The sequence below is a fragment of the Aeromonas sp. sif2433 genome (genome assembly GCF_019218705.1).
Classification (GTDB): Bacteria; Pseudomonadota; Gammaproteobacteria; order Enterobacterales; family Aeromonadaceae; genus Aeromonas; species Aeromonas encheleia.
In genome coordinates, this window is the sequence record NZ_JAHUXD010000004.1 from 206,005 (window position 1) to 220,682 (window position 14,678).

The 14,678-nt window shown below is 63.4% G+C and carries 14 protein-coding genes and 1 riboswitch; of the genes, 6 read left to right on the top strand and 8 right to left on the bottom strand.

Annotated elements, in window-relative coordinates; genetic code table 11:
• Nucleotides 1-48: 48 nt before the first annotated feature.
• On the bottom strand, nucleotides 49-930 hold the full coding sequence (locus KW825_RS08245) for an AraC family transcriptional regulator (protein ID WP_218328906.1): 882 nt from the start codon (nucleotides 928-930) through the stop codon (nucleotides 49-51).
• Between the two features lie 120 nt (nucleotides 931-1,050).
• Between KW825_RS08245 and KW825_RS08250 the strand changes: the two genes are divergently transcribed.
• Together KW825_RS08250 and KW825_RS08255 are read left to right on the top strand one after the other, a co-directional pair.
• Nucleotides 1,051-2,430, top strand: a complete 1,380-nt coding sequence (locus tag KW825_RS08250; protein WP_218328907.1) for an MATE family efflux transporter — start codon at nucleotides 1,051-1,053, stop codon at nucleotides 2,428-2,430.
• Nucleotides 2,431-2,543: 113 nt separating this feature from the next.
• Nucleotides 2,544-2,792, top strand: coding sequence for a DUF2498 family protein (locus KW825_RS08255; protein ID WP_042653977.1), 249 nt, complete (start codon nucleotides 2,544-2,546; stop codon nucleotides 2,790-2,792).
• A gap of 30 nt (nucleotides 2,793-2,822) precedes the next feature.
• On the opposite strand, the gene KW825_RS08260 is transcribed toward KW825_RS08255, so the two are convergent.
• Nucleotides 2,823-3,953 (bottom strand): GGDEF domain-containing protein, encoded by a 1,131-nt coding sequence (locus KW825_RS08260; RefSeq protein ID WP_218328908.1) that lies wholly within the window; start codon nucleotides 3,951-3,953, stop codon nucleotides 2,823-2,825.
• 245 nt (nucleotides 3,954-4,198) lie between these two features.
• On the opposite strand from KW825_RS08260, the gene KW825_RS08265 reads away from it, so the two are divergent.
• On the top strand, nucleotides 4,199-5,596 hold the full coding sequence (locus KW825_RS08265) for a nucleobase:cation symporter-2 family protein (protein ID WP_218328909.1): 1,398 nt from the start codon (nucleotides 4,199-4,201) through the stop codon (nucleotides 5,594-5,596).
• Nucleotides 5,597-5,695: 99 nt separating this feature from the next.
• Nucleotides 5,696-6,409, top strand: a complete 714-nt coding sequence (locus KW825_RS08270; protein WP_042653980.1) for a protein ligase — start codon at nucleotides 5,696-5,698, stop codon at nucleotides 6,407-6,409.
• Nucleotides 6,410-6,615: 206 nt separating this feature from the next.
• On the opposite strand, the gene KW825_RS08275 is transcribed toward KW825_RS08270, so the two are convergent.
• Nucleotides 6,616-7,986, bottom strand: coding sequence for a sodium:alanine symporter family protein (locus KW825_RS08275; protein ID WP_218328910.1), 1,371 nt, complete (start codon nucleotides 7,984-7,986; stop codon nucleotides 6,616-6,618).
• A 106-nt stretch (nucleotides 7,987-8,092) separates the two neighbouring features.
• Nucleotides 8,093-8,203, bottom strand: a riboswitch (glycine riboswitch).
• 507 nt (nucleotides 8,204-8,710) lie between these two features.
• On the opposite strand from KW825_RS08275, the gene KW825_RS08280 reads away from it, so the two are divergent.
• Nucleotides 8,711-9,859 carry a type III PLP-dependent enzyme gene (locus KW825_RS08280; protein ID WP_042653982.1) on the top strand — a complete coding sequence of 383 codons (1,149 nt, stop codon included), beginning with the start codon at nucleotides 8,711-8,713 and terminating at the stop codon, nucleotides 9,857-9,859.
• 79 nt (nucleotides 9,860-9,938) lie between these two features.
• On the opposite strand, the gene KW825_RS08285 is transcribed toward KW825_RS08280, so the two are convergent.
• The 3 genes from KW825_RS08285 to yfcD all read right to left on the bottom strand — a co-directional run bounded on the left by KW825_RS08285 (nucleotide 9,939) and on the right by yfcD (nucleotide 12,166).
• The gene (locus KW825_RS08285) at nucleotides 9,939-10,907 is read right to left on the bottom strand and encodes a calcium/sodium antiporter (RefSeq protein WP_042653983.1); all 969 of its coding nucleotides are present in this window, start codon (nucleotides 10,905-10,907) and stop codon (nucleotides 9,939-9,941) included.
• Nucleotides 10,908-11,031: 124 nt separating this feature from the next.
• Nucleotides 11,032-11,505, bottom strand: a complete 474-nt coding sequence (locus KW825_RS08290) for a peroxiredoxin (protein ID WP_218328911.1) — start codon at nucleotides 11,503-11,505, stop codon at nucleotides 11,032-11,034.
• A 148-nt stretch (nucleotides 11,506-11,653) separates the two neighbouring features.
• Nucleotides 11,654-12,166 carry an NUDIX hydrolase YfcD gene (gene yfcD, locus KW825_RS08295; protein WP_371315790.1) on the bottom strand — a complete coding sequence of 171 codons (513 nt, stop codon included), beginning with the start codon at nucleotides 12,164-12,166 and terminating at the stop codon, nucleotides 11,654-11,656.
• A 184-nt stretch (nucleotides 12,167-12,350) separates the two neighbouring features.
• Between yfcD and KW825_RS08300 the strand changes: the two genes are divergently transcribed.
• On the top strand, nucleotides 12,351-12,566 hold the full coding sequence (locus tag KW825_RS08300; protein WP_218289910.1) for a DUF1107 family protein: 216 nt from the start codon (nucleotides 12,351-12,353) through the stop codon (nucleotides 12,564-12,566).
• A gap of 95 nt (nucleotides 12,567-12,661) precedes the next feature.
• Here KW825_RS08300 and KW825_RS08305 read toward each other — a convergent pair whose 3' ends face one another.
• On the bottom strand, nucleotides 12,662-13,405 hold the full coding sequence (locus tag KW825_RS08305; protein ID WP_042653987.1) for an amino acid ABC transporter ATP-binding protein: 744 nt from the start codon (nucleotides 13,403-13,405) through the stop codon (nucleotides 12,662-12,664).
• A 171-nt stretch (nucleotides 13,406-13,576) separates the two neighbouring features.
• The gene (locus KW825_RS08310; protein WP_042653988.1) at nucleotides 13,577-14,671 is read right to left on the bottom strand and encodes an amino acid ABC transporter permease; all 1,095 of its coding nucleotides are present in this window, start codon (nucleotides 14,669-14,671) and stop codon (nucleotides 13,577-13,579) included.
• Nucleotides 14,672-14,678 lie beyond the last annotated feature (7 nt).

The window sequence follows — 14,678 nt, forward strand, 5'->3', positions numbered from 1 at the left end:
TACCTTGACTGTGTGGCCCGCCGATCCTATGGGCTTGGGCCAACAATTTCAAAGAGTTTGCGCATCCGTGGCGACAGGTTTGCGACCCAGTCGACGAAAGGCCCCCGGGGTCTGCCCCGTCAGGCGGCGAAAACGGTTGGCAAAGTTGGCACCGTCACTGTAACCGACCCGGCCAGCGAGCTCGCCGAGCGGCCAGTTGGTATAGAGCAGCAGCTGACGCGCCTTGTTCATCCGCAACCGGGTGAGCCAGGCCATGGGGCCCATGCCGAACAGCTGCCGGCAGAGGCGGTGCAGATGGGGTACAGAGCAGGCCATCTGGCCGGCGAGCAGCGCCACGCTCCAGGGCTCGTCGAGGCGTGCCTCCACCCGCCGAAACAGCGCCTGCAACCTCAGCTCCGGGGTGCCGCGCACCTCCCCCTGCAGGGTTCTGTCCAGCAGGGCCAGCAGCAGGCTGAGCAGCTGCGGCTGCAGCGGGCTGAGCAGCTGCGGCTGCAGCGGGGAGCGGACCCCCTCCCCCTGCATCAGGCTGAGCAGATGGTAGAGCTGCTCCCCCTCCTCCCCTTGCCAGATGCGGTGGCCGAGCCGGTGCAGGTGGCGCCAGCGCGGTATGTCGTCGAGCAGGATCCAGCTGGTCTGCCAGCACTCGCCGACAAGCCGCAACCCGCCCGGCACGGCCGCCGGCAGGAACACCAGCGCGCCCGCGGGAATGGGCTGTTCGGTCGCCCCGGTCAGCAGCACGCCCCCCTCGTCGTGGCTCACCATCAGGATGTGGAACTCGGGTCTGTTGCGGCGGATGAGGTAGTGATCCCGCAGGTGGGAGAGACCGGTCAGGAAGATGCCTGCCTCACCGAGCAGGGGCAGACCCTCCCGTCCCAGCATCCGCTCCTCGCAGCTCGGGGCGATCTCCAGGCACTCGCTAGCAAAGCCCATAACACCTCAACAAGATAGTTTTGCACAAGAAAACCGAGAGTCACTCACAGTGGCCCCACCCCGGTCAGCCCCTATCATATCCCTGACAAGTGTCATCTTTTACACACCCGGTTAATATAAATGAATTATTGGCAAGCGATTTTAAAACAAACCACCGATCGCGAGTTCATGACGCGACTGTGGCGGCTGGCCCTGCCGGTTTCGCTGCAATCCATGATGTTCTCCCTGCTGGGTCTCATCGATATCATGATGGTGAGCCAGCTTGGTACCACGGCTGTGGCGGCGGTCGGCTTGGGCAACCGGGTCTTCTTCTTCAATCTGCTGGTGATAGCGGGCCTCTCTGGCGGGGTCTCGGTGTTGGCGGCACAGTATTACGGCCGCGGCGAGCTGGGCGGGGTGCGCCGCTCCCTGGCGCTGGCGCTGGTGGGTGCCCTGCTGGTGAGCCTGCCGTTTGCGCTCATCTATGTGCTCTCGCCGGGCAGCGTGCTCGGCTTTGCCAGCCAGGATCCCGCATTGCGCCTGCTGGCCGACGAGTTCCTGATGATCACCGGCGCCACCATCCTCTGCACCGCCATCGTCGTGCCGCTGGAGGCGGCCCTGCGCTCGGTGGGCAACGCGGCGGCGCCGACCCGGATCGGTATCATCGCCATCATCACCAACGTCATCCTCAACTATGCCCTCATCTTCGGTAACTTCGGCTTCGAGGCCATGGGGGTGGCGGGCTCGGCCTGGGGCACCACGCTCTCCCGTCTGCTGCAGACCGTGCTGCTGCTGATCTATGTGTGGCGGCAGGAGCCGCGTCTCGTGCCACGCAGACAGGACTGGTGGGACGCCTTTCGGCGCAAGGAGGTGGTGCGCTTCACCCTGATCGCCCTGCCGCTGCTGTTCCATGACGGACTCTGGGCCTTCGGCATGCTGCTCTATGGCTTCCTCTACGCCCACCTCGGCACCGACTCCCTGGCCATCATGACCACCCTCGGCACCCTGGAGAGCATCCTCATCTCGCTGTTCTTCGGGCTGGCGGTGGCCTGCTCCACCCTGCTCGGCCACCGGCTCGGGGCCGAGGAGTACGAGGCCGCCTGGCAACACTCCCAGCTGTTCCTGCTGCTCGCCCCCGTCGGCGCCCTGCTGGTGGGGATAGCGGTCTGGCTGCTGCAGACCAACCTGCTGCAGTGGGTCGGCAACCTGCCGGCTGAGCTGATGGGGGAGGCGGGCCAGGTGCTCGCCATCATGTGCCTCGGCATGCTGCTCAAGGTGTTCAACATGGTGGGCATCATAGGGGTGCTGCGCTCCGGCGGGGACGTGAACTACAGCATCTTCATCGACATCATCGCCATGTGGTGCATCGGCCTGCCCTGCGCCTGGGCGGCGGTCAGCCTGCTGGGCTGGCCCCTCTCCTGGGTGGTGGCGGTGGTGCTGCTGGAGGAGCTGTGCAAGGTGCTGCTGGTGCAGCGCAGGATCCGCCAGCGCCACTGGCTCAAAAACCTGGTGATGGGCTAAAAAACGGGGTCATATCAATGACAGAAAATCCCCCTTTGCAGTATGCTAGCGCCCTCTTCAATCAGCGACAGGGCGCGCCCGTGTCCTGTCAGTAGTCGTTTAAGGAGACGAGCATGCAACCAGAGAAAGAGCTGATCACCGAGACTGCCCTGCTGGAGATGGCCAACGGCATCATCAAGAGTCACGAAGACTTCATCCACGGCATGCGCGCCGACGCGGTGGAGCAGAAGGGGGAGATCCTGGTGTTCAAGGGGGAATTCTTCCTGGCCGAGGATGGCACCCCGACCGGCAAGACCATGGCGGTGTTCAACATGTTCAAGCTGCTGGCCCAGCAGCTGTCCGGCAAGTACCGGCTGAACTAGGCGCAGGCGTTGTGGATCGGGATGCCGCCCTCAGGCGGCATCCGTGTTGACCGGGCTGGGCAGAACGGGTTTTTCGCCGATCACGCAGTTGCGCCCCGCCATCTTGGCCAGATAGAGACACTCGTCGGCCCGGTTGAGCAGCTCTTCGATGCTCTCCCCGGAGCGGGCCAGCGTCAGCCCTATGCTCACCGTCACCTCCAGCAATTCGTCCGAGATCGGGCTCTTCACCAGCCGCGCCTCCACCGCTATCCTCAGCCGCTCCGCTATCCGCTTCGCCTTGGCCAGCTCGCCGCAACCGGGCAGCAGGATGGCGAACTCCTCACCCCCGTAACGACCGAGCACCATGCCGGGTTCCAGCTGCTCCGCCAGGGTGGCCGCTACTTCCCTGAGCACCGCATCCCCCGCCAGGTGGCCGAAGGTGTCATTGATGCGCTTGAATCTGTCCAGATCCAGCAGCAACACCGCAAAGGGGGCCTGCTTGTGGATCATGGTGGCCCTGGCCTTCTCTATCCTCTTCATCAACAGGCGGCGGTTCATCATGCCGGTCAGCTCGTCCGTGGTGGACTCCCGATAGAGCTGCAGCAGCATGTTGAGCTGGCCGCACTGCACCCAGGCGCTCGCCACCGTGAACAGCGCCAGCAGCCAGATCTGGTTGAGGGTCTGCAGGCTCCACAGCGGCTGCTCGGTCAGCCACCAGTTACCCAGCAACATGGTGACCAGGATGCCGCCCGCCAGTTGCAGGCCGAGGGAGAGCGGTATGGGGAAGATGGCAAACAGGCTGATCAGCAGATAGGGGAAGGCCATGTAGCCCGCCTGCAGCTCCTGATCCGGCCCGAAGCTGTGCAGGCAGATGAGGGCAAACAGCATCATCACCGCCATCAGATAGCCTAAGGCCAGCTTCATCCGCTCGCGCTTGAAGTGAATGAGATAGGAGAAGGGGATGAGCGGAGAGAGGGCCAGCAAGCAGAAGATGCGGGCCTTGAACAACTCGTCGAACTGGGCAGGGGCCAGGGTCAGCCAATCCACCAGCGTCCAGGCGGGAAGACCCAGCATCAGCACACAGGTCAGCAGCCGCAGACGTACCGTCATGAAACCCATGCGGGTCAGGGTAAAATCATCGGAGTGTTCTCTGGCACTCCAAAACTCCGACAGCTTCAGCATCCAGAGTCTCCACGTTACAGACGAGGGCTCATTCTACGCCGTACAGCCTCAAAACCCTATGCGACAGTGACCATTTGAGGGCGAGCACCGTCACACAAACCGGCGGATCATAATCGCCGCGCGCAAACGTTTCAACCCATCCAGAAATAAACCCGATCCCGCTCAATTAGCGCTGGTCAGCCCCATCTCAGCCACTACAATAGCGCCCAATTTTATCCCCCTCCCCACCATTTTTTGAGGTATTTATGGAACAGGCAGCCGCCACGCGCGCCCCCCTAGAGGCACATCCCCCCAGGCGAGCCCACAGCGAACTGGTCTACGGCATCGACGATATTCCCCCCCTGCCCCAGACCCTGTTCGCCGCCCTGCAGCATATGCTCGCCATGTTTGTCGCCATCATCACCCCGCCCCTCATCATCGCCAATGCCCTCGGCCTCCCCGCCGCCGACACCCGCTATATCGTCTCCATGTCGCTGGTCATGTCCGGCATCGCCTCCTTCATCCAGACCCGCCGCTTCGGCCCGCTCGGCTCCGGACTGCTGTCGGTGCAGGGCACCAGCTTCAACTTCCTCGGCCCCATCATCGCCTCAGGCCTCGCCCTCAAGCAGGCCGCCATGCCCACCGAGGATCTGCTGGGCACCCTGTTTGGCACCATGCTGGCGGCCGCCCTCACCATAGTGGTGATGAGCCGCTTCCTGCATCTGGTCAAGCGGGTGATCACCCCGCTGGTGACCGGCATAGTGGTGCTGCTCATCGGTCTGACTCTGATCAAGGTGGGCCTCATCAGCATGGGCGGCGGCTATGGCGCCCTGGCCGACGGCAGCTTCGCCAGCCACAGCAACCTCTTCCTCTCCCTGCTGGTGCTCGGCCTCATCGTCTTGCTGCAACGCAGTCGCAATCCCTGGCTGCGCCTCTCCGCCATCATGATCGCCATGTTGGTGGGTTATGGGGCGGCCTTGCTGCTGGGCAAGGTGAGCGCGCCGACCTTCGAGGGCCCATTGGTGATGGTGCCCATCCCCCTGCACTATGGCCTCGGCTTCGACTGGCAGCTGTTCGTGCCGCTGGCCATCATCTTCGTGGTGACGGCGCTGGAGGCCATAGGCGACATGACCGCCACCTCCGACATCTCCGGCGAGCCGCTGGACGGCCCCGTCTACATGGCGCGGATCAAGGGCGGCGTGCTGGCCGATGGGGCCAACTCCATGCTGGCGGCGGTCTTCTCCACCTTCCCCATGTCCACCTTCGCCCAGAACAACGGTGTCATCCAGCTGACCGGGGTGGCCAGCCGTCACGTCGGCCTCTTCATCGCCGCCATGCTGGCCCTGCTCGGCCTGTTCCCGGCGGTGGCCAGCCTGGTACAGCAGATCCCCGAGCCCGTGCTGGGTGGCGCCACCATCGTCATGTTCGGCACCATAGCCGCCGCCGGGGTGCGCATCATCTCCCGCGAGGAGCTGGACCGCCGCGCCCTGATGATACTGGCGGTGTCGATCGCCATGGGGCTGGGGGTGGCGCAGGTGCCCGAGGTGCTGCAGCACCTGCCGGAGCTGGCCCGAAGCGTGCTCTCCTACGGCGTCGCCACCGGCGGCCTGACCGCCATCATCATGAACCTGCTGCTGCCCATTCGCGCCAACACCAGCCGCTGATCGGGTCAGACCTCCTCCCCTTGAAGCCCCGCCGTGCGGGGCTTTACCTTGCCCCTCCTCGCGGGTACTGTGCTGGCACCACTGCCGCCGGAGGCCGCCATGCCCTACTCCCTGCTCAGCCCGACACCTGATACGCCATCCACTCCCCAGCCCCCCGATCTCGTGCTGGCCCAGGAGCAGCAGTGGCTGCGCGACTGCGCCCGCCACGGTCAGGCCGGTGCCCACCTCTGGCAGGCGCCCCAGTGCCTCATCGTCACCCGCAAGGACATGCGGCTGCCCCACTATCAAAGCGCCTGTGAGCAACTCGCCGCCGAGGGCTGGCCCGTCTATGTGCGCGACAGCGGCGGCACTGCCGTGCCCCACGGCGCCGGCATCCTCAACCTCTCCCTGTTGCTGCCGCGCACCACCACGGATCTTGGCCACTACTACCAACTGCTGGGGGCGCCGCTGCTGGCCCTGCTGGCGGACTATGGCCTGCAGGGGGGCTACGACTTCGTGCCCGGTTCGTTTTGCGACGGTCAGTACAATCTGGTGATCGGGGGTCGCAAGATCACCGGCACCGCCCAGCGCTGGCTGGCGCCGGCCCAGGATCACGGCGGCGCCGTGTTGGCCCAGGCCATGCTGCTGGTGGCGGGGGATCTGGACGAGGGAACCCGGATGGCGAGCCGCTTCTATGAGCTGGCGGGCGGAGAGCTGCGCTTCCTGCCCGGCACCTCCACCACGCTGGCACAGCAGATCGGTTGGCAGGGCAGTCCCGAGGAGCTGGTGGCGCAGGTCCGGCGGCGGCTGCAGGTGCTGCTGATCGGCGGCTAGGCCCCCGCCCTTCTCCAACGGGCAGGAGAGCTAACCACTAGGACGCCAACGAAAAAGCCACGACCGGGGTCGTGGCTTTGTCATTTCCTGCACGGAGCAAAGACAGGCTCAGGCCGTCTGCGGCTCGGGCTCCGACTCGGTATCCTGGTTCCGGCTGAAGCAATAGACCAGGGTCTCGGCTGTCAGCATGGTGCACCAACAGAGAATCAGGCCGTCTGGGGCTCGGATTCCACATCCAGATCCCGGCTGAAGTAGGCGCGGGTCTCGGCGATCACCACGTGGCGCAGGCCGATGAGGCCGATCAGGTTCGGCACCGCCATCAGGCCGTTGACGATGTCGGCCAGCAGCCAAATCATGTCCAGATGGAGGAAGGCGCCACTCGCCACCAGCACCAGATAGATGAGGCGGTAGGGCTTGATGGCCTTGACCCCGAACAGGTACTCGGTGCAGCGCTCGCCGTAGTAGTTCCAGCCGAGAATGGTGGTGAAGGCGAAGAACAGCAGCCCTATGCTCACCAGATACTGGCCTATCTGCGCATCCAGTCCCTGGGCGAAGGCGGCGCTGGTCATGGCGGCACCGCTAAGGTCCCCGCTCCAGACGCCGGTGACCACCAGGGTCAGGCCGGTCATGGTGCAGATGATGAGGGTGTCGATGAAGGTGCCGGTCATGGAGACCAGCCCCTGCTCCACGCAGGAATCCGTCTTGGCCGCCGCCGCCGCTATGGGGGCAGAGCCGAGGCCGGATTCGTTGGAGAAGACACCGCGCGCCACCCCGGACTGGATCGCCAGCATGATGCCGGCCCCGACGAAGCCGCCGGTGGCGGCATGGCCGGTGAAGGCGCTGTTGATGACCAACATCACCGCCTCCGGCAGGGCGCCGGCATTGTTCACCAGCACCCCGGCACAGGCGAGGATGTAGAAGATGGCCATGAAGGGCACCACCTTGCTCGACACGCTGGAGATGGACTGGATGCCCCCCAGGGTCACCAGCGCCACTATCAGCGTCAGCACCACGGCGGTCGCCTCGCGGGGCACCGAGAAGGAGAGGCTCATGGCGTCGGAGATGGCGTTGACCTGGGGGAAGGTGCCGATGCCGAAGAAGGCGACACCTATGCCAAACAGGGCGAACAGCTTGGCGAGCGGCTTGGAGCCGAGCCCCTTCTCCAGATAGTACATGGGGCCACCCGCCATCTGGCCGTTGGCATCCTGCTGGCGATACTTGACCGCCAGCAGACACTCGGCGTACTTGGTCGCCATGCCGAACAGGGCCGCCATCCACATCCAGAACAGGGCACCCGGGCCGCCGAGCTTGATGGCGGTGGCAACCCCGACTATGTTGCCGGTGCCTATGGTGGCGGATAGCGCGGTGCAGAGCGCGGCGAAGCTGGAGACATCCCCCTGCTTGCCATGGCCCTGATCGCGACCAAACACCAGTCGCAGGGCGAGCGGCAAGCGCACGACCTGAAGCAAACCCAGACGCAGGGTGAGATAGACACCGGTCCCGACCAGCAGGATCAGCAGGGGCGGACCCCAGATAAAGCTATCGATGGCGGTTAACGCCGATTGAATTGATGACATGCATCCTCCTTAAAAAACAACAATTAAGGAGGAGAAGGATGATCTTCCCATAGGTGTCGCGATCGCCAGAGGTGATCGGATGCGGGCCAAGCCCAGGTACAACCATCCCATCCCCTCTGTCCTTTTGCCTGAGAGTTTCCGACACCTGCCTGCGATGCAGTCATGGTGCCTTGCTCCTTCGGCGCCCGATCTAACGGGTCTCTCCAGAGTATCGTCCAGTAGCAGTCCACACCGGTTGCCCGGTACCTGAAAGATTCACTTCTTCGGTGGATGGTCCCCCATCGCTCTCCTGCTACCTTCATCCGAACTAGTTTGGATTAGGAAGCGGGCATGGTAATCCAAAAACTGTGAGCTGTCTCCCGCTCGGCCGCCCGGGGCCGCGCTTTTTTTCCGCTAGCACCAGCATCAAGAAGAATGTTACTTGTTCGTTAACTATCAACAGCTTACCGAGTTTCATTCGACCCATTCTCGAGACAGCTTCGCCACCTCGTTGCATATCGACAGCATCTTTCGTCTCGACCAGAAAAACTTGCCAACATATCCAATCAAAATGCTTGCACAGAAACGCAATAAGCCGATAATCCGGCGCATAACTAAGCACTTTGCCGAGGAGTTATGCATTGTGCCTGGTGGGTCCCTCCGGACCACTCGCCTGAGCCGGCCGCTGCCGTCTCAACAAACCAAGGCTAGGGCAGACCTGCCCCCTAAGGACTTTCAAAACAGAATGAACGAGACCCTGATCGCACAAGACTACCGTCAGCTGGTTGAACAATTTGGCTCCCCCCTGCTGCTGCTCGACAAGGCAGCCGTCCGCAAACAGTATCGGGCCCTGGCCGCCGCCCTGCCCGATGTGCGCTTGCACTATGCACTCAAGCCCCTGCCCCATGAGGCGGTGGTCTCTGTCTTGAAGGAAGAGGGGGCCTGTTTCGATCTGGCCACCAATGGCGAAGTGGATCTGGTGCGCAGCCAAGGGGTTCGCCCGGGACGCTGTATTCATACCCATCCCATCAAGCGCGACAGCGACATCCGCTATGCGCTGGAGTTCGGCTGCACCGTGTTTGTCTATGACAACCCGCTGGAGCTGGAGAAGTTCATTCCCTACAAGGACGAGGTGAAGCTGCTGCTGCGAGTCAGCTTCCCGAACCCGGAGACCAAGGTCGATCTCTCCAAGAAGTTTGGCTGCACCCCGGAGCAGGCGCTGCCGCTGCTGCAACTGGCCCAGGCCAAGGGGATCAAGGTGATGGGGCTGTCGTTCCACGTCGGCTCCCAGGTCCCCCACTCCCGTCGCCACGTGCAGGCCATCGACGCCTGCCGCGAGATCATGGAGCAGGCCTGGGATCTCGGGCTCAAGCCCTGGGTGCTGGACATCGGCGGCGGTTTCCCGGTGGACTATGAGGGCGGCGAGTTCGACATCGACGGCTTCTGCGCCCCGATCCGCGCGGCGCTGGCCAAGCTACCCGCCACCGTGCAGAAGATCGCCGAGCCGGGCCGCTTCATCAGCGCGCCGGCCATGACCTCGGTGTCCAGCGTGATGGGCAAGGCCCACCGCGGTGACAAGATCTGGTACTACCTGGATGACGGCCTCTACGGCAGCTACAACGGTCAGCTCTATGACCACGTCACCTACCCGGTGAGCACCCCCTATGCCCACGGCGAACTGCACAATGCGGTGCTCTCCGGCCCCACCTGCGACAGCGTGGACGTGATCCGCGACGGCATCATGCTGCCGGATCTGGCGATCGGCGAGCTGGTCATCGGTCGGGTGATGGGGGCCTACACCTGGGCCTCGGCCTCCACCTTCAACTTCTTCCCCAAGGCGAGCATCCTGATCCTGGACAGCGCCCAGAAGCAGAAGCTGGTGGCGGTGGCCTGATCCGGCCTGGATTGCACCAAACAAGAGGGGGAAGCAAATGCTTCCCCCTCTTCGTATCTATCCCTGCGTCACTCTGGCATCAGAGGAACTGGCTACCCAGCAGCCAGGAGGTATAGGCCACGAAGATAGCGAGCAGCAGGCCCCCTTCCCAGCGGTTGATCCGCCCCTGCCCCTTGCGGCCAAGACACATGATCAGCAGCAGCAGGGTCAGCCCCATCATCAGGCTCCAGTCACGGGAAAGCACCACAGAGTCCACATCCAGCGGCGCTATGCCGGCGGCGATGCCGACCACGGCCAGGGTGTTGAACAGGTTGGAGCCGAGCACGTTGCCGAGCGCCAGATCGTGCTCCTTCTTGCGAATGGCGATGAGGGACGAGGCCAGCTCCGGCAGCGAGGTGCCCACCGCCACTATGGTCAGGCCGATCACCAGATCGCTGATGCCAAGCGCCTGGGCTATGGTCACCGCGCCCCACACCAGCAGGCGGGAGGCGGCGATCAGCAGCACCAGGCCAACCAGGAGCCAGACGATGGCGCGCTTGAGCGACATGCCCTCGCTGCTGATATCGTCCGCGATATCCGCATCGAGCGCATCTCCCTTGCCGGTCATGCCGGCCCAGATGGACCAACCCATCAGCACCAGGAACACGGCCCCCAGGATCAGCGCATCCGTGCCACCCAGGTGGCCATCGATCAGCAGGGCACCGGAGAGCAGGGTGATGCCGAGCAGGATGGGGATCTCCTTGCGTACCACCTGGGAGGAGACGGCGATGGGGCTGATGAGGGCGGTCAGACCCAGGATCAGCGCGATGTTGGTGATGTTGGAGCCATAGGCGTTGCCGAGGGCCAGCCCAGGGTTACCCTGAGCCGCCGCCAGCGCGGAGACCACCATCTCCGGGGCCGAGGTACCAAAACCTATGATCACCATGCCGATCAGCAGCGGTGGCATGCCGGCATAACGGGCGGTCGCGGCGGCGCCGTCCACAAATTTATCCGCACTCCAGACCAGCAGCGCCAGTCCGGCAATCAGGGCAACAAAAGCCAGGGTCATATTCTTCTATCCCATCGACTGCAAACACGAGAGCCAGGCTGCTAGCCTGGCTCCATCCAAAAGTGGGCTCAGTGTAGCGAGCCGCCTTGCTATTTCAAGGTGAAATCAAACAATGATTAACAGTTCAGAGCGCGGCCAGCAGACTCTCGGCATCGGACACCTCAAACTTGCCCGGCGCCTCCACGAACAGCTGCTGCACCACGCCGTCCTGGGCGATCAGGGCGAAGCGTTGCGCCCGCAGGCCACCGAAGGCGCCGGTCTCCTTGGCAAGGCCCAGGGCCTGGGTCCAGCTGCCGTCGCCATCCGCCAGCATGGTGATGGCTTCGGCATTCTGGGTCTCCTGCCACGCCCTCATCACGAAGGCGTCGTTCACCGAGAGGCAATAGATGGCATCGACCCCGCGCGCCTTGAACCGGTCGGCCAGCACCACGTAACCGGGCAGATGGGCATTGGAGCAGGTGGGGGTGAAGGCGCCGGGCACCGCGAACAGCACCACTCTCTTGCCCGCAAACAGGGCCTGGCTGTCCTGCACCTGCTTGCCCTCGGCAGTCAGGAAGGTGAATTCGCCCGCAGGCAGGGATTGGCCGACAGTGATCATGATGTCTCGTCCTTAAGTGGAGGGAAGAAGTCTCAGTCTACTCCAACCCTGGAGGAGGCGACACCGGCTCACCCGTACCGCCGTGCCTGCCAGGCCGCGTTGACCAGCAGAGAATCCAGGGTGAACTCGGCGGCTCACGTCGCCCCCCTCACCCGTGCCGCCGCGCCTGCCAGGTTGCGATGGCCAGCAGGGAATCCGGCGTGAACTCGTCGGCCCGCAACCCTATCTCGGCCAGGCTCATCCAGTGCACCTCGCTCACCTCCTCCGCCTGCAGCTGCAGCGGCCCCTGATAGCAGCAGCTGAACAGCCCGCCCCAGACCCGATAGCCTTCCCCCTCGGCGTAGAAGGTGCCAAACGCCTGCAACGCCACCTCGCGGATGCCCAGCTCCTCGGCCAGCTCGCGCCGGGCGGAGGGTTCCATTTGCTCACCATGGGTCACCACGCCGCCGGCGCAGGCGTCCAGCATGCCGGGGCAGAAATCCTTGCCGAGGGTACGGCGCTGCACCAGCACTCTCTCGGCCTCATCGAGCACCAGGATATAGCTGGCACGATGGCGCAGATTCTCCCGCCGCACCTTGGCCCGCTCGGCGACCCCGATCACCCTATCCTGCGCATCCACTACGTCCACCCACTCCACTCGCGACACCTTCATTGAACTCATCGATGACCCGCAGTATATCGGGGCAGCGGCCTGCCGAGGCACCCTTTTTTCACGGCCCGGCGCGCCGCCCCGCAGGGGGCGATAACGCCGAAAGAAGGATTCATACAACCCTTTATAAAATGTCACATCAGTGTCACGGGAGCGCGGCATAGTGTGCCCTGTCCAAGCAACAGGGTGTTTTGCCATGAAGGTGTTCAAGCAGTTGTCTCCACGCCAGATTGCCCGTTATATCAAGAGCTTCCATCACGGTAGCTTCATGATAGAGGCGCTGGGGCGCTTCGAGTTTCAGGGCGGGATCATCGATCTGAAATCCCTGAGCTGCCATCAGGCGCTGCGCCTGGCCCGGCAGATCAACCTGGCGGTGCGCGATCTGCGCACCACCGCCCTGTTGCCGGGCTGACATACTCCTTTCCGTTGGTAGTCTGCTTCCATGTACGTCTTTGCCCGCCGATCACCGATCGTGCGGGCGTTTTTATCGCGCCCAGCAGTCGGCGCTCAATGCTGCAGGATCTGGGACAGGAACAGCTTGGTGCGCTCCGATTGGGGATGGTCGAAGAACTGATCCGGCACGTTCTCCTCGATGATCTGGCCTCTGTCCATGAAGATCACCCGATCCGCGACCTGCTTGGCAAACCCCATCTCGTGGGTCACGCAGAGCATGGTCATCCCCTCATGGGCCAGCTCCACCATGACATCCAGCACCTCGCGCACCATCTCGGGATCCAGCGCCGAGGTCGGCTCGTCAAACAACATGACCTGCGGATTCATGCAGAGGCTGCGGGCGATGGCCACCCGCTGCTGCTGCCCGCCGGACAGCTGACCCGGATACTTGAGCGCCTGCTCCGGGATCCTGACCCGGCGCAGGAAGGTCATGGCGATCTCCTCGGCCTCCTTGCGGGGCAGCTGCTTGACCCAGATGGGGGCCAGACAGCAGTTTTCCAGCACGGTCAGATGGGGAAACAGGTTGAAGTGCTGGAACACCATCCCCACCTCCTTGCGCACCGTCTCTATGTGCTTGAGATCCGAGGTGAGCACTGTGCCCCTGACCAGGATGTCGCCGCTCTGGTGCTCCTCCAGCCGGTTGATGCAGCGGATCATGGTGGACTTGCCCGAGCCGGATGGCCCGCAGATGACGATCTTCTCCCCCTTGCCCACCTGCAGGTTGATGTTTCGCAGCACATGAAACTCGCCATACCATTTGTTGACGTCTTTGAGTGAAACCACGGTGTCCGTTGTCATGTTGAAGCTACTCCCGATTCTTGTGAGCGCTGGTTCTGTGCTCCCATTATCCGTTTTTCCCCATTCCACCCCTGTCGGGCGATATTGCGCTGCATATGACAGTCGCCATGCCGTTTGTGATAGGCGGCCTTGAGCGCGGCCATCATCTCTGTTGTCATCTTGCAATCACTCCTAACGCTTGTGACCCGTGTTGAGCTTGTTCTCCAGATAGATGGAGTAGCGGGACATACCAAAACAGAACATCCAGAAAATCATGGCGATGAACACATAGGCCTCGGTGGAGAATCCCAGCCAGGCCGGATCCGCCAACGCCACCTTGGAGATGGCGAGCAGATCGAACAGGCCGATGATCAGCACCAGGCTGGTGTCCTTGAACAGGGAGATGAAGGTGTTCACCAGGGAGGGGATGGTGATCTTGAGGGCCTGCGGCATGATGATGAGCCCCATCACCTTCCAGTAGGAAAGCCCAAGGGCATCCCCCGCCTCATACTGCCCCTTGGGGATCGCCTGCAGGCCGCCGCGCACCACCTCGGCCACATAGGCCGACTGGAACAATATGATGCCGATGAGGGCCCGCAACAGCTTGTCGAGCTCCACCTCGGTGGTCATGAACAGTGGCAGCATGACGGAGGCCATGAACAGCACAGTGATCAGGGGCACCGCCCGCCAGAACTCGATATAGACGGTGGACAGGCTGGAGATGACCGGCATGTGGGAGCGGCGCCCCAATGCCAGCAGGATCCCGAATGGCAGGGCCACCGCTATGCCCACCACCGCCAGCACCAGGGTCAGCATCAGCCCGCCCCAGCGGTTGGTCTCCACCACCTCGAGGCCGACTCCGCCGTGGATCAGCAGGAAAGCGATGACCGGGAACACCAGCAGGGTAAAGATCGCCAGCCAGCCCTTGCGGGGGGTCCTTGGCCAGATCAGCAACGCCAGCAGCCCGGCCAGCCCGGCAAACACCAGGTTGATGCGCCAGTACTGATCCACCGGGTAGAAGCCGTAGAGGTATTGCCCCAGCCGGCTCTCGATGAAGATCCAGCAGGCCCCTCCCTGCACGCAATCGGCACGGCTGCTCCCCAGCCAGCTGGCCGAGAACAGGGCCCAATCCAGCGCGGACCAGATAGCCGGCAACAGCAGGTACGCCAGCCCCAGGGTCAGCAGGCCGTTCCACCAGTTGGGGAACAGGTTTTGCCTGATCCAGGCGAGGATCCCTCGACGATTGCTGGGCGGCGGCAGCGCTTCTTGCAACTCATTCACAAACATATTGCCT